The sequence below is a fragment of the Lysinibacillus sp. PWR01 genome, from assembly GCF_043359455.1.
In the GTDB taxonomy this organism is placed as follows: domain Bacteria; phylum Bacillota; class Bacilli; order Bacillales_A; family Planococcaceae; genus Lysinibacillus; species Lysinibacillus fusiformis_F.
Genome location: NZ_JBHERJ010000054.1, coordinates 1 through 20258, shown reverse-complemented (window position 1 = coordinate 20258; position 20258 = coordinate 1). Strand labels below are relative to the sequence as shown.

The 20258-nt window shown below is 38.3% G+C and carries 17 protein-coding genes; 1 reads left to right on the top strand and 16 read right to left on the bottom strand.

The features are described 5' to 3' along the window. Positions 1 to 33: 33 nt before the first annotated feature. The 7 genes from ftsX to ACEVFT_RS11170 form a co-directional block, all read right to left on the bottom strand. Entirely contained in the window at positions 34 to 918 is an 885-nt protein-coding gene (ftsX, locus tag ACEVFT_RS11200; protein ID WP_205441322.1) for a permease-like cell division protein FtsX, read from the bottom strand. Further along, complete coding sequence (gene ftsE, locus ACEVFT_RS11195) at positions 908 to 1594, bottom strand: cell division ATP-binding protein FtsE (protein WP_205441319.1); 687 nt, start codon at positions 1592 to 1594, stop codon at positions 908 to 910. Before ftsE ends, ftsX begins: the two co-directional genes overlap by 11 nt. A 247-nt stretch (positions 1595 to 1841) precedes the next feature. Then, positions 1842 to 3029 carry a DUF4097 family beta strand repeat-containing protein gene (locus ACEVFT_RS11190; RefSeq protein WP_393949775.1) on the bottom strand — a complete coding sequence of 396 codons (1188 nt, stop codon included), beginning with the start codon at positions 3027 to 3029 and terminating at the stop codon, positions 1842 to 1844. Between the two features lie 141 nt (positions 3030 to 3170). After that, on the bottom strand, positions 3171 to 3647 hold the full coding sequence (locus tag ACEVFT_RS11185) for a hypothetical protein (RefSeq protein ID WP_393949773.1): 477 nt from the start codon (positions 3645 to 3647) through the stop codon (positions 3171 to 3173). 35 nt (positions 3648 to 3682) lie between these two features. Then, positions 3683 to 6550, bottom strand: coding sequence for an excinuclease ABC subunit UvrA (gene uvrA, locus ACEVFT_RS11180; protein ID WP_393949771.1), 2868 nt, complete (start codon positions 6548 to 6550; stop codon positions 3683 to 3685). Positions 6551 to 6557: 7 nt separating this feature from the next. Further along, complete coding sequence (uvrB, locus tag ACEVFT_RS11175; protein WP_393949769.1) at positions 6558 to 8537, bottom strand: excinuclease ABC subunit UvrB; 1980 nt, start codon at positions 8535 to 8537, stop codon at positions 6558 to 6560. A gap of 646 nt (positions 8538 to 9183) precedes the next feature. Next, complete coding sequence (locus ACEVFT_RS11170; RefSeq protein WP_205441309.1) at positions 9184 to 9432, bottom strand: IDEAL domain-containing protein; 249 nt, start codon at positions 9430 to 9432, stop codon at positions 9184 to 9186. A 227-nt stretch (positions 9433 to 9659) separates the two neighbouring features. On the opposite strand from ACEVFT_RS11170, the gene ACEVFT_RS11165 reads away from it, so the two are divergent. Further along, positions 9660 to 10169 (top strand): competence protein ComK, encoded by a 510-nt coding sequence (locus tag ACEVFT_RS11165; RefSeq protein WP_205441307.1) that lies wholly within the window; start codon positions 9660 to 9662, stop codon positions 10167 to 10169. A gap of 44 nt (positions 10170 to 10213) precedes the next feature. Here ACEVFT_RS11165 and prfB read toward each other — a convergent pair. The 9 genes from prfB to ACEVFT_RS11120 all read right to left on the bottom strand — a co-directional run bounded on the left by prfB (position 10214) and on the right by ACEVFT_RS11120 (position 19508). Beyond that, positions 10214 to 11318, bottom strand: a protein-coding gene (prfB, locus tag ACEVFT_RS11160; protein WP_393949766.1) for a peptide chain release factor 2 whose coding sequence is annotated in 2 segments (ribosomal slippage) — positions 10214 to 11242 and positions 11244 to 11318 — 1104 coding nt in all. Because the reading frame shifts where the segments join, the coding sequence is not laid out codon by codon here. Positions 11319 to 11440: 122 nt separating this feature from the next. Beyond that, positions 11441 to 11983 (bottom strand): competence protein ComK, encoded by a 543-nt coding sequence (locus ACEVFT_RS11155; protein WP_205441305.1) that lies wholly within the window; start codon positions 11981 to 11983, stop codon positions 11441 to 11443. A 375-nt stretch (positions 11984 to 12358) separates the two neighbouring features. Beyond that, a complete protein-coding gene (secA, locus tag ACEVFT_RS11150; protein WP_393949763.1) occupies positions 12359 to 14869 on the bottom strand; it encodes a preprotein translocase subunit SecA in 2511 nt (836 codons plus the stop codon). A gap of 143 nt (positions 14870 to 15012) precedes the next feature. Beyond that, the gene (hpf, locus tag ACEVFT_RS11145) at positions 15013 to 15564 is read right to left on the bottom strand and encodes a ribosome hibernation-promoting factor, HPF/YfiA family (protein WP_004227537.1); all 552 of its coding nucleotides are present in this window, start codon (positions 15562 to 15564) and stop codon (positions 15013 to 15015) included. A gap of 100 nt (positions 15565 to 15664) precedes the next feature. Beyond that, positions 15665 to 16048 carry a PilZ domain-containing protein gene (locus tag ACEVFT_RS11140; protein ID WP_205441292.1) on the bottom strand — a complete coding sequence of 128 codons (384 nt, stop codon included), beginning with the start codon at positions 16046 to 16048 and terminating at the stop codon, positions 15665 to 15667. A 195-nt stretch (positions 16049 to 16243) separates the two neighbouring features. Next, on the bottom strand, positions 16244 to 16657 hold the full coding sequence (fliS, locus tag ACEVFT_RS11135) for a flagellar export chaperone FliS (protein ID WP_205441290.1): 414 nt from the start codon (positions 16655 to 16657) through the stop codon (positions 16244 to 16246). Between the two features lie 29 nt (positions 16658 to 16686). Continuing rightward, the gene (gene fliT, locus ACEVFT_RS11130) at positions 16687 to 17049 is read right to left on the bottom strand and encodes a flagellar protein FliT (protein ID WP_205447245.1); all 363 of its coding nucleotides are present in this window, start codon (positions 17047 to 17049) and stop codon (positions 16687 to 16689) included. Positions 17050 to 17071: 22 nt separating this feature from the next. Next, positions 17072 to 19102, bottom strand: coding sequence for a flagellar filament capping protein FliD (gene fliD / locus ACEVFT_RS11125; RefSeq protein WP_205441288.1), 2031 nt, complete (start codon positions 19100 to 19102; stop codon positions 17072 to 17074). 25 nt (positions 19103 to 19127) lie between these two features. Beyond that, a complete protein-coding gene (locus ACEVFT_RS11120; protein WP_243456003.1) occupies positions 19128 to 19508 on the bottom strand; it encodes a flagellar protein FlaG in 381 nt (126 codons plus the stop codon). Positions 19509 to 20258: the final 750 nt, after the last annotated feature.

Genomic DNA, 20258 nt, shown 5'->3' with positions numbered 1-20258 from the left:
ATTCTTTTTCTTTTTCACAAATATCCGTTGTGACTAAATTTTTAAAAACTTACGAACTGACATGAAGCTTCCCCAAATACCAATAAGTACACCAATAAGTAACAGAAGACCGCTTACCTGATACACAAGTGGAGAAAAATCTAGTAATTGAATAAGCTCACCTTGTAAACGTGGTGCAATAATTTTATATATATTGTGGTAAAGGGTTGTGACAACCGCAATCGGAATAATTGAACCTAAAATTCCGAGCCACATACCTTCTAATAAGAATGGGATACGCACGAATGAATTCGTAGCCCCTACAAGTTTCATAATTTCTATTTCATCACGACGAGCAATAATCGTTATACGGATAGTATTCGAAATTAAGAAAATCGCTGTAAATAATAACCCTAAAATAAGTACGATTCCTACATTACGACTAATATTTAAGAAGTTAAATAGTTTTTCAACTTTTCCTTCGCCATACATCACGTCATATGTATATTCATATTTATCAATGGCTTTCGCAACTTTTGCTGTTTGCTGTGGATCAGCAGCTTTTACATAAATTACATTACGTAAAGGGTTACTTTGTTCAAATAGTTTAAAATCATCACCGAAGTCTTTTACTAGCTTGGATAACTCGTCTTCCTTAGTGGAATAAGTCATCTCGGAGACACCAGGCAATTTTTTGACTTTTTCAATGAGTGCTTTTTCTGCAGCTTCATCTGCTGTCTCATCAATTAACACTTTAATTTCGACATCGTTTTCTAAATCCGTTGCTACTTTATTTAAATTCATCATAATAAGCGCAAAAACGCCTACTAGTATGAGCGTAACAGTTACGGCACTGACGGACGCAATGGTCATCCAGCTATTTCGACCAAGTGATTTAATACTTTCACGGAAGTGGCGCTTTACTGTACTAAATTTCATAGCCGTAATCACCTCCGTGTTCATCACGGACAATTAAGCCGCCTTCAATTGCGATTACACGACGACGAATCGTATTCACAATTTCACGGTTGTGGGTCGCCATTACAATGGTTGTCCCACGTGCATTAATTTCCTCAAATAAATTCATGATTTCCCATGATGTTTCAGGATCAAGGTTCCCTGTAGGTTCGTCAGCAATCACCACTTTGGGAACATTGACGATCGAACGAGCAATCGATACCCGTTGCTGCTCTCCGCCTGAAAGCTCATTTGGAAACATTCTTGCTTTATGCTTCAATCCAACTAGTTCTAACACTTCCATAACCCGACGTCGGATTTCATCTGGCTTTTCCTCAATTACTTCAAGCGCAAACGCTACGTTCTCATAAACGTTCAAACGAGGTAGTAATTTGAAGTCTTGGAAAACTACGCCAAGTTGACGACGCAAAAAAGGGACCTTCTTATTTTTTAAAGTTGCTAAATCAATACCATTGACAATGATTTGTCCTGATGTTGCCTTTTCTTCACGGTACATCAATTTAATAAAAGTAGATTTACCTGCCCCACTTGGACCGACTACATACACAAATTCGCCTTGCTTTATATTAACGGAAATACCATTTGTCGCAACAACACCGTTTGGGTATTTCTTTGTCACATTTTTCATTTCTATCATGATTAAACCACCTAAAACTCTCATCTATGTAAGAGGTATTTCTTTTACTATTATAGCACTCTATTTCTGTTTTTTTATTACAGTTTCATTTCAATCCGTGGCAGTTCCTTCTATTTCGTTCTTTCCTTGCCATTATCCATAAGAAAATGACAAAAATAAAAACAAGATTCGCCTATATATGCAAGGTCGAATCCTGTTTGATAAGAAAAAAGCACTCAAGCCTAAATTAGCTTGAATGCTTCTCCTGTTAAATTTGTTGTTCATCCGTTGTTGTGTAACGCACTAAAACGGCACCTGTTTTCGATTCACCTTCGATAAATAGGCGATTCGCATTTTCTACTTCTTTGTCAAAACGGACTACTTTGGATAAGAATTGATCTTGTGACTCCATTTTGGAAACATCCTGAATACCCACATCCACTTTGCCAAAATTTGTTACCACTTTGCCGCTCAATGAAATTGTTCGCGGGACATATAATTCCACGGCTCCAGCAACTGTCTGAGCTTTAATTTTAGAGGAGTTTGTTGAGCATGTTGTTACGACTACATGTCCATTGACTGACTTAGCTTCAACTTCATCAAGAGCACCATCCAAATAAACACGTCCATTCAATGTTTCAGCCTCTAAATCCTTACCTCGAACATTCGTTAATTCAATGGAACCGTTAGAAGAATCCACTTCCGCTTTCCCGAAATTAAACTTCGTTCCTTTAATGGCGCCGTTTAACGTTTTTACTTTTAATTCTTCAAATCCTGTATCCTGTAATGAAACACTACCATTCATTAGACGCACAGATAATTTTTCAAGTTTATCCTTAGGTACTAACACCTTCACATTGACTTGAACAAGTTTTAATTGGCTCAAAATACGAAGAGATTGCGCTTCCTCTTTCACAACAAATTGCTCTAAAAAGTGATTGCGTGTTTCTTCTTCACTATCGTTCATCAAAGGTGCCTTCACCTTACAGATCACTTGAATAGTGTCGCCTTCACCAGATTCCAATGAGAAGTTACCATTTGGTAATTCAACGATAATATTGTCTACATCGGCGGCAGCAACTTCTTCTGTATGTGTAAACTCAATTTTATCTCCAAATGGAGAAGCTACATCAAATTCCTTCACTTTTTTAACAGCTGTATTCATCATATCCATAAAAAGAGAACCGATTTGCGTTAAATCCTTACGAAAATCTTGCATTTCATCTTGGAAGTATTTCATAAAATCATCTTTTTTCTTGTCACCATCTTTTTGTTTTTCTTCAAATAGTGACTCTTTTTCAGTTGAAAAGGATTGCGTCTCTTTCGACACATCATTCATAACATGTTGAGTAGACTTGCCAGGTTGCTCTAATGCTTCTAATAATGTAATCGCCTCTTGTGCCGAAATTGTTCCTTTTTCTACAAGTTCTAAAATTCGTTGACGTTCATTTTGCATAAATAAATAGCCTCCCTCAGTTCGTTATACTATTTATACGATTCATCATGTGAAAAGTTTCACTGCAAAATTGAATAAATTGGGTCTTTTCAAGACAAAATCATTGGTATTTTACCTATTTCAAATTATATCACTTGTTTATTAGATCGGTTTTTCTTTGAATAGAGCGGAGGCCGCACTTTTTGGATCACTTCCGAACTCTGTTTGAGCGGGTTCTTCTATTTTTAGATCACTTCCGGCCTCTGTTTGAGCGGGAACCTCACTTTTTAGATCGCTTCTGACCCCTGTTTGAGCGGGTTCTTCTCCTTTTAGATCACTTCCGACCTCTGTTTGAGCGGGGTCCTCACTTTTTAGATCACTTCTTACCTCTGTTTGAGCGGGTTCTTCTCCTTTTAGATCACTTCCGGCCTCTGTTTGAGCGGGAACCTCACCTTTTAGATCACTTCTTACCTCTGTTTGAGCGTGTTCCTCTACTTTTAGATCACTTCCGACCTCTGTTTGAGCGGGAACCTCACTTTTTAGATCACTTCTGACCCCTGATTGAGCGGATTCCTCCACTTTAAGATCATCTTTCAATCTGGATTGAGCGGCTTTCTCCACTTTAAGATCACCTTTCAATCCAGATCAATCATTTCCAAACGAATGTAAATCCATTAAGATTTAGAAGCTTCTGCTAGCAATGCATCCATTCTCATACGATCTCGTTCCAGAATTGGTTTTAAGTATTTTCCTGTGTAGGAGCCAGCAACTTCTACTACCTCTTCAGGTGTACCAGTTGCAACGATTGTGCCACCTTTGTCTCCACCTTCTGGACCTAAGTCGATGATATAATCAGCTGTTTTAATCACATCTAAGTTATGCTCAATAACTAACACAGAATCATCGTTTTCAACAAGACGCTGTAACACGACAAGTAATCGAGCAATATCATCGGCATGTAATCCTGTCGTTGGTTCATCCAAAATATAGAACGATTTCCCTGTAGAACGTCGATGTAATTCAGAGGCTAGTTTTACACGCTGTGCCTCCCCACCCGATAAGGTTGTCGCTGGTTGTCCTAATTTCATATAGCCCAAGCCCACATCGACAATCGTTTGTAGTTTACGTTGAATCTTTGGAATATTTTCAAAGAACACTACTGCATTTTCAATCGTCATATCGAGAATATCAGCAATACTCTTATCTTTATACTTCACTTCAAGTGTTTCACGGTTATAACGTTTGCCGTGACATACTTCACATGGTACATAAACATCTGGAAGGAAATGCATTTCAATCTTAATAATGCCATCCCCACGACATGCTTCACAGCGACCACCCTTGACATTAAAGCTAAAGCGTCCTTTTTTATAGCCTCGTACCTTGGCTTCATTTGTTGCCGCAAAAACATCACGAATATCATCAAAAACACCTGTATATGTTGCTGGGTTTGAACGAGGTGTACGCCCAATTGGTGATTGATCAATATCGATTACTTTTTCAAGCTCATCAATGCCCGTCACTTCTTTATGTTCGCCAGGTTTGACCTTTGAACGATTCAACTTCTGTGCCAATGATTTATATAAAATTTCATTAATCAATGTAGATTTCCCAGAACCAGACACCCCTGTCACTGCAACAAATAAGCCAAGTGGAACATCTACTTTGACATTACGTAAATTATTTTCCTTAGCACCTTTAATGGAGAGCTTTCGCCCATTTGGTTGGCGTCTTTCAATTGGCAATGGAATAAACTTTCTACCGCTTAAATATTGTCCTGTTAAGGATTTTTCATTATTCATAACTTCCTGTGGTGTACCGGCTGCCACAATTTGACCGCCATGGACACCTGCTCCAGGTCCTACATCGATAAGATAATCGGCAGCAAGCATTGTATCTTCATCGTGCTCTACGACAATCAACGTATTCCCAATATCACGCATATTTTGTAACGTGCTAATCAGACGGTCATTATCCCGTTGATGCAAACCAATCGAAGGCTCATCTAAAATATAAAGGACCCCCGTTAATCGTGAACCAATTTGCGTAGCAAGACGAATACGTTGCGCCTCCCCACCAGATAATGTACCTGCTGAACGACTCAATGTTAAATAGTCTAAACCAACATTAACAAGGAAGCCCAATCGTTCTTCAATTTCTCGTAAAACCAATCGTGCTATTTGCATATCCTTTTCAGTGAGATCAAGTTCTTTGAAGAATGTGTCCGCTTCCTGAATCGAATATTGTGTAACCTCACCAATATGCTTATCGGCTACTTTCACTGCTAACGTTTCAGGCTTTAAACGATAACCTTTACATGAAGGACAAGCTTGCTGTGCCATGTATTTTTCCATTTGCTCACGAACATAATCGGATGTTGTCTCTTTAAAACGTCGCTCAACATTGCGCACAACACCTTCAAATTCAATCATTTGATCTCGCACATTACCAAATTCATTTTCATAATGGAAATGTATTTTGTCTTTCCCAGAGCCATATAAAACCTTATCCATCTTTTCCTTTGGCAAATCCTTCACAGGTACATCCATTGGGATATCATAATGATCACATACAGCTTTCAGCAATTGTGGGTAGTACTGCGAGCTAGTTGGTTCCCATGGTGCAATGGCATGCTCTAATAAGGAACGATCCCAATCAGGTACCACTAAATCTAAATCCACCTCTTGCGTTGAACCTAAGCCATCACAGCTTGGACAAGCACCAAATGGACTATTAAATGAAAACATACGAGGCTCTAACTCACCTATAGAAAATCCACATAATGGGCAGGCATGATGCTCACTAAATAGTAACTCTTCATGTTCCATCACATCGACAAGCACACGTCCATCTGCCAGACGCAAGGCCGTTTCTAACGAATCACTCAGACGAGCAGCAATCCCTTCCTTCATGACAACACGGTCCACCACTACTTCGATTGAATGCTTTTTATTTTTATCAAGTTCGATAGCATCATCTAAATCACGTAATTCCCCATCAATTCGGACACGAACAAAACCCTGCTTTTTTAAATCTTCTAGCAATTTAACATGGGTTCCCTTACGTCCAGAAACCATTGGTGCAAGAAGTTGCATTTTTGTTCTCTCTGGATAAGTTAATAAACGGTCCACCATTTGCTCAATCGTTTGGGAAGTGATTTCTATGCCATGATTTGGACAAATCGGTTTACCAATGCGTGCATAAAGTAAACGTAAGTAGTCATAGATCTCCGTTACTGTACCTACAGTAGATCGTGGGTTACGACTTGTCGTTTTTTGGTCAATGGAAATAGCAGGCGATAAACCTTCTATGGCATCAACATCTGGCTTATCCATTTGCCCAAGAAATTGGCGGGCATAGGCGGAAAGGGACTCAACGTAACGACGTTGGCCCTCCGCGTAAATTGTGTCAAATGCTAGAGAAGACTTTCCTGAGCCTGATAAACCTGTTAATACAACTAATTGGTCACGTGGAATTGTGACATTGATATTTTTTAAATTATGAGCACGTGCGCCTTGCACGACAATTTCAGTATTTTTCACAAGTCATTCACCCTTCTACCTTCAATTCAAATATTGTATCTCGCAACTCAGCCGCACGTTCAAAATCAAGCACTTTTGCTGCTTCCTTCATTTCTACTTCTAGGGAAGCTAAGAGCTGTTCTCTTTCCGCCTTTGTTAGCTTTTTGCCTTTTGTTGCCTTTGTTACATAGGATTCCTCTTCCTCTGCTACTTGTGTTGCACGAATCACATCTGGGATTTTCTTAATGATCGTTTGTGGTGTTATGCCATGCTCCTCGTTATAAGCCATTTGTAACGCACGGCGACGTTTCGTTTCATCAATCGCCTTTTTCATCGAGTCTGTTACATGATCTGCATACATAATGACATGACCATTCGCATTACGAGCAGCACGACCAATCGTTTGAATCAATGAACGCTCTGAACGTAAAAATCCTTCTTTATCAGCATCTAAAATTGCAACAAGGGACACCTCAGGAATATCAAGACCTTCACGCAATAGATTAATACCAATTAGTACGTCATACGTTCCTTTTCGTAGTTCACGGATAATCTCTATACGTTCTAGTGTCTTAATTTCTGAATGTAAGTATTCGACTTTTAAGCCCATTTCCTTCAAGTAGGCCGATAAATCCTCGGACATTTTCTTCGTTAACGTTGTCACTAAAACCCGTTCATTTTGTGCAATTCGATCTTGAATTTCATCGATTAAATTATCGATTTGCCCTTCAATAGGTCGCACCTCAATTAACGGATCCAATAATCCAGTAGGTCGAATAATTTGCTCAACCATTTCGGGTGTGTGCTCCAGCTCATACGGACCTGGTGTGGCTGATACATAAATGGCTTGATGCACTCTTTTTTCGTATTCTTCAAAACGTAGTGGACGGTTATCAAGTGCTGATGGCAAACGGAAACCATGTTCTACAAGTACACCTTTACGTGCTTGGTCACCATTGTACATACCACGAACCTGAGGCAATGTGACGTGACTTTCATCGACTACAAGCAAAAAGTCATCTGGGAAATAATCTAGCAATGTATAGGGAGTGGCACCTGCTCCACGCAATGTTAAATGACGTGAATAGTTTTCAATCCCTGAGCAAAAGCCCATTTCACGCATCATCTCTAAATCATAACGTGTACGTTGTTCTAAACGCTGAGCCTCTAGTAATTTATCTTCTGATCGTAATAAGGCAAGTCGTTCCTCTAATTCTTTTTCAATGTTTTCAATTGCTTTACGCATTTTTTCTTCTCGTGTAACGAAGTGAGATGCTGGGAAAATAGCAACATGCTCTCGATCCGATAAAATTTCTCCCGTAAGTGCATCTACCTCACGAATGCGATCAATTTCATCACCGAAAAATTCCACGCGAATACAATGCTCATCACGAGAGGCTGGGAAGATTTCTACTACATCTCCACGTACCCGAAATGTTCCGCGTGTAAAACTAATATCATTTCGCTCATACTGAACGTCTACAAGCTTGCGCAGTAGCTGATTACGTTCTATTTCCATACCTGTGCGAATGGAAACAACCATTTCTCGATATTCTTCAGGGGAACCTAAACCATAAATGCAGGACACAGATGCAATAATAATGACATCCTCACGCTCAAACAATGCAGAAGTAGCAGAGTGACGCAGCTTATCAATTTCATCGTTAATGCTAGAATCTTTTTCTATATAGGTATCTGTCTGCGGTACATAAGCTTCTGGTTGGTAGTAATCATAGTAGCTGACAAAGTATTCAACAGCGTTATTTGGGAAGAACTCTTTAAATTCACTATATAACTGGCCAGCTAACGTTTTATTATGTGCCATGATTAGTGTTGGTTTTTTGACCTGCTGGATGACATTAGAAATGGTAAACGTTTTACCTGTTCCCGTAGCACCAAGTAATGTTTGATGACGTTTGCCTGCATTCACACCCTCCACTAATTCCGCAATGGCCTGTGGCTGATCCCCATTAGGCTGATATGGCGCTTGTAAATCAAATGTTTGCACTCATGTCCCCGTCCTTTCCTTCCAATTTGTACATATATTTTAGCATAGCAATATTAAAATTTCGAACATTTAACGAACGAATGTTTGTAAAATTTTTTTTCATCTCTAAAATTTGTAATGAATAACCATACGGCCAATTTAACTTGTCACTCTTATAATAGCCGTTTTATCAGGTTTTCAAGCTTCATGAGGTTCCTTATTTAGGAGTGACGGTTATTGCTTTTGGAGCGGCTTTCACTCTTTTAGGAGCGGAGTCCTGTGCTTTTGGAGCGGTTATCATGCGGTTACGAGCGGGGGGCGTCACTTTTAGAGCGGTTATCTCACCTTTATGAGCGGGTTCCGTCTCTTTCGGAGCGACTCATTCCTTTTTATGAGCGGGTTCCCATGCCTTTGGAGCGACTCTCTCTTTTTGGAGCGGATTCCATCATTTTCGGACCAACTCTTCCACTTTTAGGAGCGGGGCACATACCTTTAGAGCGGCTCTCTCTCTTTTTGGAGCGGGAACCTTCACTTTCGGAGCGACTCTCACTTTTTTATGAGCAGAGTCTCAAACTGTTCGAATGAAAACATACACTCTTCACATCCCCACAACTATTTTCAAAGTCAAAAAAATCCCGCTCTCCAATAGATGTGGAGAGCGGGTTCGTCAATATGATTCATCTTCTGTTTGCTGTAAGGAAATTAGTTCGGATGCGTATTGATAAAATGCGTTTTCATCTTTTTCATCGAGTGCTCTATCTATCAGAACCATGAGCTGCTCTTGCCGATGCATACGCTGGATACGATTTAAAAACAAATCTAAATAAATCTCGTTTAATAATTTCTCTGCCTCATCAACTTTTTTCGACTGACCAACGGCTTTTAGAAAATCTGTATACGAATAATATTTATCCAACGATCTCACCTCGATCCTTTTCTAAATTATATGAAAATTGAAATTAAAAAGCAATGCTTACGAATCGAAAATATCTTGGATAAGCTCTAAATCACGTGACATTTAGAGCAAATTCTCTAAGCATTTCGTGCTTTTCTGAACGATTTTCAACTTTTTCATCTAATTTATGAAAGTCATTTTCTGTTCTACACTACCGTTATTACTAGAAAAAAGGAGGCACTCCCTATATGACAACTAATTTTGTAAACGGCTACTTAATTTCATTCAACACTTATTTACTGCAGCCCATTCAGCATGACTCCAAAGTATTCACACATGTGATTGATAAGCATAATGAGCTGATTGTTACGCGCAAACCGATGCATGTCCTTCGAAAATCCTGTATCTCATTAGGCTCCACCTATGAAGCCGCAAAACAATCGGCTAAGCGTTTTTTCGGCAATCAACACAAGTTACCAGTCGTTGTGGCCTTTGATTACGGTTATCCCTGTATTTTTCTACCAACTTATTCACCGAGCTCCATTCACAATATATGGATTGGGCTTCATGCAATTATCAATATTACACCTAGTGAAATGGGGTGTACTGTAACGTTAAAAAATAATAAACAAATTGAACTACCTATTCGATATGCATCCATTAGTAAACAATTTCTTAACGCATCTATGCTATATAAATACTACATGAATGAACGAAAACAGCTTAGCCAAGATGCACCCTATCATCCGCCCTTTTAACAAAAAAATCCCCAAGAGCATCTCACTCTTGGGGAATCTGTGTATTAATTTATTTTTGAACGTAAATAAGCATTAATAAATGGATCTAAATCGCCATCCATCACTGCTCCCACATTACCTGTCTCTTCATTTGTACGATGATCCTTTACCATCGAGTATGGGTGGAAAACATACGAACGAATTTGAGAGCCCCAGCCTATTTCTTTTTGTTCACCACGTATTTCATCTAGCTGTGCCTGCTGTTTATCAAGCTCTAGTTGATATAGCTTCCCTTTTAACATCGTCATCGCTTTTTCACGGTTTTTAATCTGTGAACGTTCAGCTTGACATTGTACGACCGTACCAGTAGGGATATGCGTAATACGAACAGCAGAATCTGTCGTATTAATATGCTGACCACCCGCACCTGTTGCACGATACGTATCAATTTTTAAATCCTCTGTACGAATATCGATTTCAATATTGTCGTCAAACTCTGGCATAACATCGCAGGAAACGAAAGACGTATGACGGCGGCCAGACGAATCAAATGGAGAAATACGTACTAGACGATGCACACCCTTTTCTGCTTGTAAATAACCAAAAGCATTGTGACCTTTAATCGACAATGTTACAGATTTAATCCCAGCTTCATCTCCAGGCAGATAGTCCACCGTTTCCACTTTAAATCCACGCTTTTCCGCCCATCGCGTATACATACGTAAAAGCATGGAACCCCAATCCTGTGATTCCGTACCACCAGCTCCAGGATGCAGCTCTAAAATGGCATTGTTTTGATCATATGGACCACTTAACAGCAGTTGCAGCTCAAAATCAGCTATCTTTTGTTGGAATTCTGCTAGTTCTTTGCCTAGCTCTTCTTGTAATTCTTCGTCTGATTCTTCACGTAAAAGCTCCATTGTCATATCTAAATTTTCATGTGTTTCCACTAAATCCTTATATTCATTGGCAATGGCTTTTAAGGCATTGCCTTCATTGATAACCACCTGTGCACCTTGCTGATCATCCCAAAAGCCTGGCTCTAGCATCATTTCATCTAGCTCCTGAATACGTGCCTCTTTGTTTTCTAAGTCAAAGAGACCCCCTAAAGTCCACCAATTTTTTGGCTGTAGTGTCTAACACATTGCGTACATCTGCTAATTCAATCATCGTTAAATCCTCCGAACGTTAGTCATGGAGCTAACACTTCATTCACAAAGCCCCGTATCTTTTTATTATAACGTTTTTACAAAGGAAAACATACTATCTAGCAGATGTTTTATGGTATTAAGTCAACTATCTTGCGTCTCGTCCTCCACCATATTCTTGGCAAGACGTTGAAACACTTTCACACGATCATACTGAACAAGTAAATATTTTGTTCGTTTCTCTAGTCTATATTTTAATAAAAAAGCTCTTTGAATTCGAGACTCTAACGCATTAACACTGACATCCACAATAAATTCTTTGCCATTCATAAAAGTGACCTTCGTCCTCTTTTTATCCACAGCGTTATATTCATCAATATGATGGACAGCGAACCAGATACATTCGGGATGTAGAGGAGATCTACTAGGGAACCATAGAATATTACATCGTTCATCCACCACTATAGGATTTTTATTAAGCTTGCCTAGGATCATTTTTGAACCATCGAATGCTCCTCTTAAACTAGAACCAAAATAACGCAGATTAAAGTCCAATAATTTCGTGGGTGGTAGCGTAGATATATACTCATTATTTTTCTCATACACCTGCGTACATAAATTTCCAAAGGAATCATACACAGGCATATACATCATTGTTTCACTATTCATAATATCTTTTTTATGCATCTATAGTCCCCCTTTATACATTTTATGTTGCTTCCAGTCATAATAAAAAGGAATATACCAATATCCGTACATTCCCGATATTTTCAACGAGTAAGATTGCTTGAAATTTTTTTCAACACACCTACCCATTTCTCCAAGAGACCTTCTTGAAAATCCCGATCCTCCTTAAGTCTTTGTCTTATAATTAATAATTTAGGATAATAATAGGACAAACAACTTGTACTATATGCCTATTATTACAGCTATTGTATACCCATATTTTTCAATTGTCTATAAATTCTGACTTTTTTACGCTAAAATTTCTTCAATTTTGAGTTATTTTAAAAAGAAAAAATCATTTTAACACGTAGTTAAAATGATTTTTTCACCTAGATATTATTGAGCCGTACCATGACAATTTTTAAATTTCTTGCCGCTTCCACATGGACATAAATCATTACGGCCAATGTTTTCAGCCTTACGAACTGGTTGCTTTTTCGGAGCAGAGCCACCTTCTTCTTTCGGATTAACAGCCTGCCCCTTCGCCACCTCTTCACGCTCAAGATTGTTGCGGATTTCTGCTTTCATCGCATATTTCGCTACATCCTCACGAATAGAGGCTACCATATCCTCAAACATCGCAAAGCCTTCTTGTTGATATTCACGAAGCGGATCGTTTTGACCATATGCACGAAGATGGATACCTTGACGTAGTTGATCCATTGCATCAATATGATCGATCCATTTTGTATCGATTGATCGTAATAAAATGACCTTTTCAAACTCACGCATACGCTCTGGTGTCAGTTCTACCTCTTTTTCATTATAACGAACATGAACTGCATCAGAAATCAACTGATTAATATCTTCAACAGACTTGCCTTGGAAATCAGATACTTTAAGTTGACCTTCCTCTAAAAGATTGGCCGCTACAAAGTCTTCAATTGCCTTTAAGTTCCAATCCTTCTGTTCACCTTGAGTATATAGGCTAACAATATTATCAATTGTTTCTTGAATCATAGACTCAACAAGCACACGCATATTTTCTGTTTCCAGCACATCATAACGCTCTTTATAAATAATCTCACGTTGCTGACGTAAAACATCGTCATATTGTAATAATCGTTTACGCGCATCAAAGTTATTACCTTCGACACGTTTCTGCGCTGATTCTACAGCTCTCGACACCACTTTAGATTGCAATGGCTGGGAATCATCCATACCTAAGCGCATCATCATAGACTTCATATTGTCAGAGCCAAAACGACGCATTAAATCATCCTCTAGGGATAGATAGAATTGTGTAACCCCAGGATTCCCTTGACGACCAGAACGTCCACGAAGCTGATTGTCAATACGACGGGATTCATGTCGCTCTGTACCGATTACCGCTAAACCACCAATTTCGAGTACGCCTTCACCAGGTTTAATATCTGTACCACGACCAGCCATGTTTGTTGCAATTGTCACGGCACCCTTTGAACCAGCATTGGCAATGATTTCAGCTTCACGTTCATGGTTTTTCGCATTTAATACATTATGTGGAATTTTATACTTATCCAATAATCTTGAAATAATTTCAGACGTTTCAATGGCAACTGTACCTACAAGTACTGGTTGACCCGCTTGATGTCGCTCTGCAATATCCGCAGCTACCGCTTTATATTTTCCTTCCATAGTGGCAAAAATTAAGTCAGCACGGTCATCACGAGCAATCGGTTTATTCGTAGGAATAGCCACAACGTTCATATTATAAATGTTACGGAATTCCTCTTCCTCTGTTTTCGCTGTACCTGTCATCCCTGCTAACTTTTGATACATACGGAAATAGTTTTGGAAGGTAATTGTCGCCATTGTCATCGATTCATTTTGAATCTCTACGCCTTCCTTGGCTTCAATTGCCTGGTGTAAACCGTCAGAATAACGACGCCCTTTCATCAAACGACCTGTAAAACCGTCAACGATAACGATCTCGCCTTCCTGCACAACATAATCTACATCATTATGCATACTCACATGTGCTTTTAATGATTGATTAATGGCATGGTTTAAACGAACATGTGTCAAATCAAATAGATTATCGATGCCGAATGCTTTTTCTGCCTTCTCTACACCTGCATCTGTTAACGTAACACCTTTTGTTGATTCTTCATACGTATAATCTGTCTCTGCATTTAACATACGTACAAATGCATTGGACTGTTTATAAAGCTGTGCTGATTTCCCAGCTTGACCCGAAATAATTAATGGCGTACGCGCTTCATCAATTAAGATTGAGTCGACCTCATCGATCACCGCATAATGCAATGGACGTTGTACACGTTCTTCTTTATACAGCACCATATTATCACGTAAGTAGTCAAAGCCTAGCTCATTGTTTGTACTATACGTAATATCAGCCTCATAAGCAGTACGTTTTTCATCTTTTGAGAGGCTATTTAAATTAAGCCCAACAGATAAGCCTAAGAAATTATAAAGTTGTCCCATTTCAGCAGCATCACGACTCGCTAGGTATTCGTTGACCGTTACAACATGTACACCTTTACCAGTGATGGCATTCAAATAAACAGCCATTGTCGCTGTTAATGTTTTACCTTCCCCGGTCTTCATCTCTGCGATATTCCCCTCATCAAGAGCAGCAGCCCCCATGATTTGAACGCGGAATGGGTACATCTCTAATACACGTTTTGCCGCTTCTCGACAAACAGCAAAAGCTTCGCCACGAATCGACTCTAAATGTTCGCCATCAGCATAGCGTTTTTTAAATTCATCTGTTTTCGCTTGTAATTGATCATCTGAAAGCTGTTCCATTTGAGAAGCGAATCCCTCAACTTGGTCAGCGATTTTTTCTAATTTTTTTAGCTCACGTTTATTGAAATCAAATAATTTATTTAATAGGTTTGCCATGAATGTTTTTCACTTCCTATATAGATTCAACTTTCATTTTACCATTGTGTAACAGTTTCATGCAAACTGTCACCCCGGCTACATATGATTGTCATACAAAAAAAGACCCTCGCCATCGCGAGAGCCTTTGTCATCATGAAGTTTTAAGTTGTTTCAATTAAGCCATATTTTCCATCTTTACGTTTATACACAATATTTGTGCCGTTCGATTCAGCATCTGTAAAGACATAGAAATCATGTCCAAGCATATTCATTTGTAGAACTGCCTCTTCTTGATCCATAGGTTTTAAATCAAATTGCTTTGTACGAACAATTGAATATTCTTCTTCCTCTGATACTGCATCAGCGGCTGCTTGAGTAGTAGCAAAATAAAGGCCTGCACCTTCACGCTCGCGGAATTTACGGTTTACTTTTGTTTTATGCTTGCGAATCTGACGCTCTAATTTATCAACAATTAGATCAACAGCAGCATACATATCATTATGACGCTCTTCAGCACGAAGAGTTAGGTTCTTCATTGGAATAGTAACTTCCACTTTCGTTTGTTTGTCATTGTAAACCTTTAAATTGACATTAGCGTTGGCATTAACATCTTCGTTAAAATAGCGTTCAACTTTATCGATTTTGTTCTCAACATACTCTCGAATAGCTGGAGTTACCTCAATATTTTCACCACGAATGTTAAAGTTTAACATGTAAACTCCTCCTTTATAACTGCTATACTATCTATTTCTACACAAGTGTGTGAAATTCCTCTAAAATCATTCTTTTTTTTACAAAAAATTTTTATAAATTTTATAAATTATTATTTTGTTTTTTCGCTTCAGCTGCTTCCTTTTTGCGTCGAAGCTTTAGTTCTTCAACAATCAAATCTTCCACGGGTCCTTGATTATTGAAATAGATGCCGTATTGCTTGCCGTTCCCAAATGGACGACTCCAAATCACTTCTCCATAAGCGCGAACTTCTTGTGTATCAAGCACAAAATGGATATCTAATGGTGGAGGGTTTATACCTAAATCTACTTCCGTAAACATCTTTAACCCACGTGGACTAATATCCAACAAGTCAGCCATAGCCGTTTGTCCATGGTTGACCTTTCCATTCTCATAAATAGCAAAAGTTATTTGAATAGGCTCCTCAAATTTAAATCGGAAACCTTCTTGACGCTTAAAAATCATATTCCCACCCCAGTACTCTTTTAAACATGTTTATTGCTTTGATTATGCCATGATGCCCAACTAACAGCCACAGGGAATAAGTAACATATTTTACCGATCAATAGCCTAATTTATGACTATTTATCAATAATTTCTAGATAATTACTCTGTCACAAAGAAAAGAGACCATCTTTTGATGATGGTCTCTAATTGTGTCTAAATTTGTCCGCTGTTTCCCTGACCAAATTGCTGTTGTCGATTAATGCGAATAACTTCCTTCCACGTATCGCGAAATTCCGTCACAAATCCTTCTACTTCCTGGATAATCGCAATATCATTTTGAATATTGGCCTCTACTAAACGACTTTTCATATATTCATAGAGGGCTAACATATTTTTTGAAACTTCAATATCCATATTTAATGTTGACATTAATTCTGCAATAATAGCTTGTGATTTTTGAAGATTCGTATTTTTCTCTTCAATTGAACCTTCTTCAATCGCCACTTTTGCTTTCCCTAAAAACTTTAAAGAACCATTATATAACATTAAAGTTAAGTCACTAGGGGAAGCAGTCGTTACACTATTTTGTTTATACGTATTAAAAGCAGCTGCATTGTTAATAGCCATTAGTAAAACTCTCCTCTATTTATGCATTTTCATTTTTTTTGGTCGTAATACTTACCATCCATCACACGAACCGAAGAATAAGGATTAATATAATGTTCTTCGTTCTTCTTCGAGGACTGCATATTTTTCATATCTTTTTTTAAACTGGCCATCACAAGCTTCAATCGCTCTTGAATGCCTTGATCTAATTCTAGTAGCACCCTATGAGAGCTGTTATCTTTACTTAAAAGAACACTTTCTTCATGCATTTTTGCAATGACTTTACCTCGCTCATCTAACTCCGCATCGACTTTTTCCATATACGTACTTCTCTCTTCACCGATCGGCACATGGCTCAGTAGTTGAAATATCTTTGCTGACAACTGTAACAACTGTTGTTCTAATTCTTTCATCATACATTCACTCCCGGGCTAATTACGAAAACGTACTCATTAGCATTGAAGATTGACTATTTGCTTTATTAATCATCGCTTCCATCACACCGAATTGCTGCCAATAACGACTCTCAATTGATTGTAATTTCGTTTGCCAATCAGTCAAGCGTTGATTCACATCTTTTAAATTTTTACCTAATTCATATTGCGCTTCAGTCATCGTCGCGCGACCTGCTTGTTCATCGATATTCTTTTCCATTGTGTCCAATTCCTTACGAATTTTACGCAAGTAGCCTTCTGACGCACCTTCTCCCGTCAACAATTGAACAACTGCATCTGGATCTTCTTGTAATGCCTCTCGTAATTCCGCTTCATTAATTTCTAATGCTCCACCCGCAGTCCAGTCGCTCGAAGAAGAAATACCGATATTCTGCAATGAATTATATTTTGGGTTTATGATACTAGAATCTTTATGATACTGTAACTCACGCAAGGCAGATAAGCCACTTTGAATGATTGAATCGCCTCTTAACATCCCGCTTTTCGCCTTTTCTTCCCATAGCTTAATTTCATTTTCTTTCATTGCTTGCTTTTGAAGAGTAGTCAATGGTTTGAAATCACGATATACTTCCTCTGTTCGTTTAGTATTCAAATCTTTAATTAAACCATTATACGTATTCACAAAATCTTTAATACGGTCTACTATTTCATCTACATTTGTTGTAGCCGACATTGTAACTGGCGCAGTTGTTACAGAAGGAGTTGGTGCACTTGCATTTAAGTCACTCACTGATGATTCGGCTACATCATACGTTTGCTTGTTCATTTGTAAATTCGACTTTGCTGCCTGTGCATTTGCTAGTTTGGTACTTTCGTCATTAAACGTCGTTTGTGCAGATTGTACATCCTTTAACGACGTAAACGCTTCTGCACTACCACCAAAAATCGCTTGTTGTTCCGCTGTTAAACTATTAAAGTCACTTGTATCTGACAGTAGTTGTTGATTCTCGGTGGATAAGTTATCAAATAATTCCCCTGCTGTTGATCCTCCTACTATAAGCGAACGCTTGTCAGTCAAGTTTGTACTAGCCATATCTTTAGAATTTTGATATATTTGAATATTATCATCAAGCTCTTTTGTTAAATTTTGCATCCGGGTATTTAAATCCCCACCGCTAATTGCTCCAAAATACGTTGTTTCTAAATTATTCAATGTAGTATTCAAGGCATTTAAAGCATTATCACGCTTTTTTGTTTCCTCTTCTAACAATCTGCTATGTGCTTTATCTTCATTGAATTTTTTGTTTAAAGTTACATTAAAACCATTCAGCGTAAAGTTATTTGTAGTACGTTCTGTCGCAATCCCATTTACTTCAAAAAGTGCATTCGTACCACCCGTCGCTAAATCACCCGATGTTTTTCCTAAAAGCGAAGTAAATCCTAATTTGCCAAATACGTCTGCACCGTCTGTCACTTGTACTTCCGCACCTGATTTATTATCACCTGTATTTTTCGCGGTAATCGACAAACGACCGTTTTCAAATATTGCTGAAACACCTGCAGCACTGCTATTAATTTTACTTACAAATTCATTAATCGTCATAGTCGAATCAATTTTAATCTCGGTAGCCTTCTCCGCTAACTCACCATCTGCTTGAATTGACTTCAAAGAAATCGAATTACCTGTGATGCCTAGCGTACTTAATTTCGTACTACCTACAGCACTCACTTGTTTATCACCAATTCCACGTGCGGCTGTTGCTAAATGAGACACACTTTCAATAGACAACGAACCTACCGCAGCACTTGTCGCTTTTACGCCAACTAAGTCTACATTTGAACTTGTTGCTGCTTTAGCATTTAAGCTTTTTAAAATAAAGTTATCAGCAATATAATTATCAAAAGTTGTTAATTTCTTATTCATTTCACGGTATGCATCACGTTGCCATTCGTATTTTTGTTTTTGCTGCTCTAACTTATCCATCGGCACACGTTGAGCCACCATTAGCTTTTCTACCATTCCATCAATATCCATACCAGATGCTAATCCACCAATTCGCATTGCTGCCATACAATCTCCTCCAAACGTTTACTCGTTAAATTTTCTTATCTACAAATAATCCCAATAATTTTTGCATTTCATAAAAAACATCTAAAATTTTCTTCGCAGGAATCTCACGAACGACTTCCTCTGTTTCTGAGTCAACTAGCGTTGCATAATATTTCCCTAAGCCTTCATGGAGTTTAAATCTCAACTCACTGTTATTAATTTTGAAAATCTCATTTAATGAATCGACTGCTTTTTCTAGATTGTTAACTGGTACTTCTTGTTCTTGTTGTTGTTCTTGTTCTTTTTGAATTTGTGCTTTCGCCTCTTCCTTTATAGCTATTCTTTCCTCTGATACTTTCGCTACTTGCACTTCTACTGGTCTATTTGTTAATTGTGTCATTGATACACTACTTCCATCGATACGCATCTATACTCCTCCCTCGTCATATCCTTATTATTGTTTATATCGGTCATTAATTCGCTAATTTTACGTTTCATTGCCTGTTAGCAAAAAATTATTATTTGTACCTTAGTTATGCCGAATCTGCAATAGCTTCTCCGTATACGCCACTTCGACTTTCAATTGGTCAAACTGTTCTTGAATCGTTCTTTGTTCATATGGTGGTCATTCTTTTGTCTGTATTTTTTCAGCAATTGCTCTCATCTTATATAACTTTTACTTCTACTTGTGCAAATAACGTATCACGTTCCCATACCCATTGTAACTGCGCTTCTAAAAATGCCCGCTCCTCTTCCCCACTCGTCAAAAGATCTTCCCCTTCCTAAAAAACATACTAACATTAGTAGTACAAACCAAGGCCATGGTTTGTGCTACTATTTTTTATTGTAGAAGTGAAGAAAAGTCGACCAGCCTCTGGGACCATTTGTGAGTCCGTATATAAAACCGGCTAACTTCATACCCTTAGAGAAATCAGTTTAGTATGTTGGGTCCTAAGAGATCGTGTATAAGAAAGTGGAATCAATAAGGTACTGTGAAGGCTTCTATGGTTGGTCAAAAGGAGAAGAATGAGATGAAACATGTCATTGCGTTAGATGTCAGTAAAGGAAAAAGTATTGTTGCGATTTATGATGGTCACCGCCAATGTGAATTCGAAGGTGTGCTACTTCATACACGCGGTGATTTTGAGCGATTAAACGAACGAATAGTAGAGATGTC

Excerpts from the sequence above, each read along its gene's own strand:
- ftsX (WP_205441322.1), bottom strand. The coding sequence starts at position 918 with ATGAAATTTAGTACAGTAAAGCGCCACTTCCGTGAAAGTATTAAATCA.
- ftsE (WP_205441319.1), bottom strand. The coding sequence starts at position 1,594 with ATGATAGAAATGAAAAATGTGACAAAGAAATACCCAAACGGTGTTGTT.
- ACEVFT_RS11190 (WP_393949775.1), bottom strand. The coding sequence starts at position 3,029 with ATGCAAAATGAACGTCAACGAATTTTAGAACTTGTAGAAAAAGGAACA.
- ACEVFT_RS11165 (WP_205441307.1), top strand. The coding sequence starts at position 9,660 with ATGACAACTAATTTTGTAAACGGCTACTTAATTTCATTCAACACTTAT.
- ACEVFT_RS11155 (WP_205441305.1), bottom strand. The coding sequence starts at position 11,983 with ATGCATAAAAAAGATATTATGAATAGTGAAACAATGATGTATATGCCT.
- secA (WP_393949763.1), bottom strand. The coding sequence starts at position 14,869 with ATGGCAAACCTATTAAATAAATTATTTGATTTCAATAAACGTGAGCTA.
- hpf (WP_004227537.1), bottom strand. The coding sequence starts at position 15,564 with ATGTTAAACTTTAACATTCGTGGTGAAAATATTGAGGTAACTCCAGCT.
- ACEVFT_RS11140 (WP_205441292.1), bottom strand. The coding sequence starts at position 16,048 with ATGATTTTTAAGCGTCAAGAAGGTTTCCGATTTAAATTTGAGGAGCCT.
- fliS (WP_205441290.1), bottom strand. The coding sequence starts at position 16,657 with ATGGCTATTAACAATGCAGCTGCTTTTAATACGTATAAACAAAATAGT.
- fliT (WP_205447245.1), bottom strand. The coding sequence starts at position 17,049 with ATGAAAGAATTAGAACAACAGTTGTTACAGTTGTCAGCAAAGATATTT.
- fliD (WP_205441288.1), bottom strand. The coding sequence starts at position 19,102 with ATGGCAGCAATGCGAATTGGTGGATTAGCATCTGGTATGGATATTGAT.
- ACEVFT_RS11120 (WP_243456003.1), bottom strand. The coding sequence starts at position 19,508 with ATGCGTATCGATGGAAGTAGTGTATCAATGACACAATTAACAAATAGA.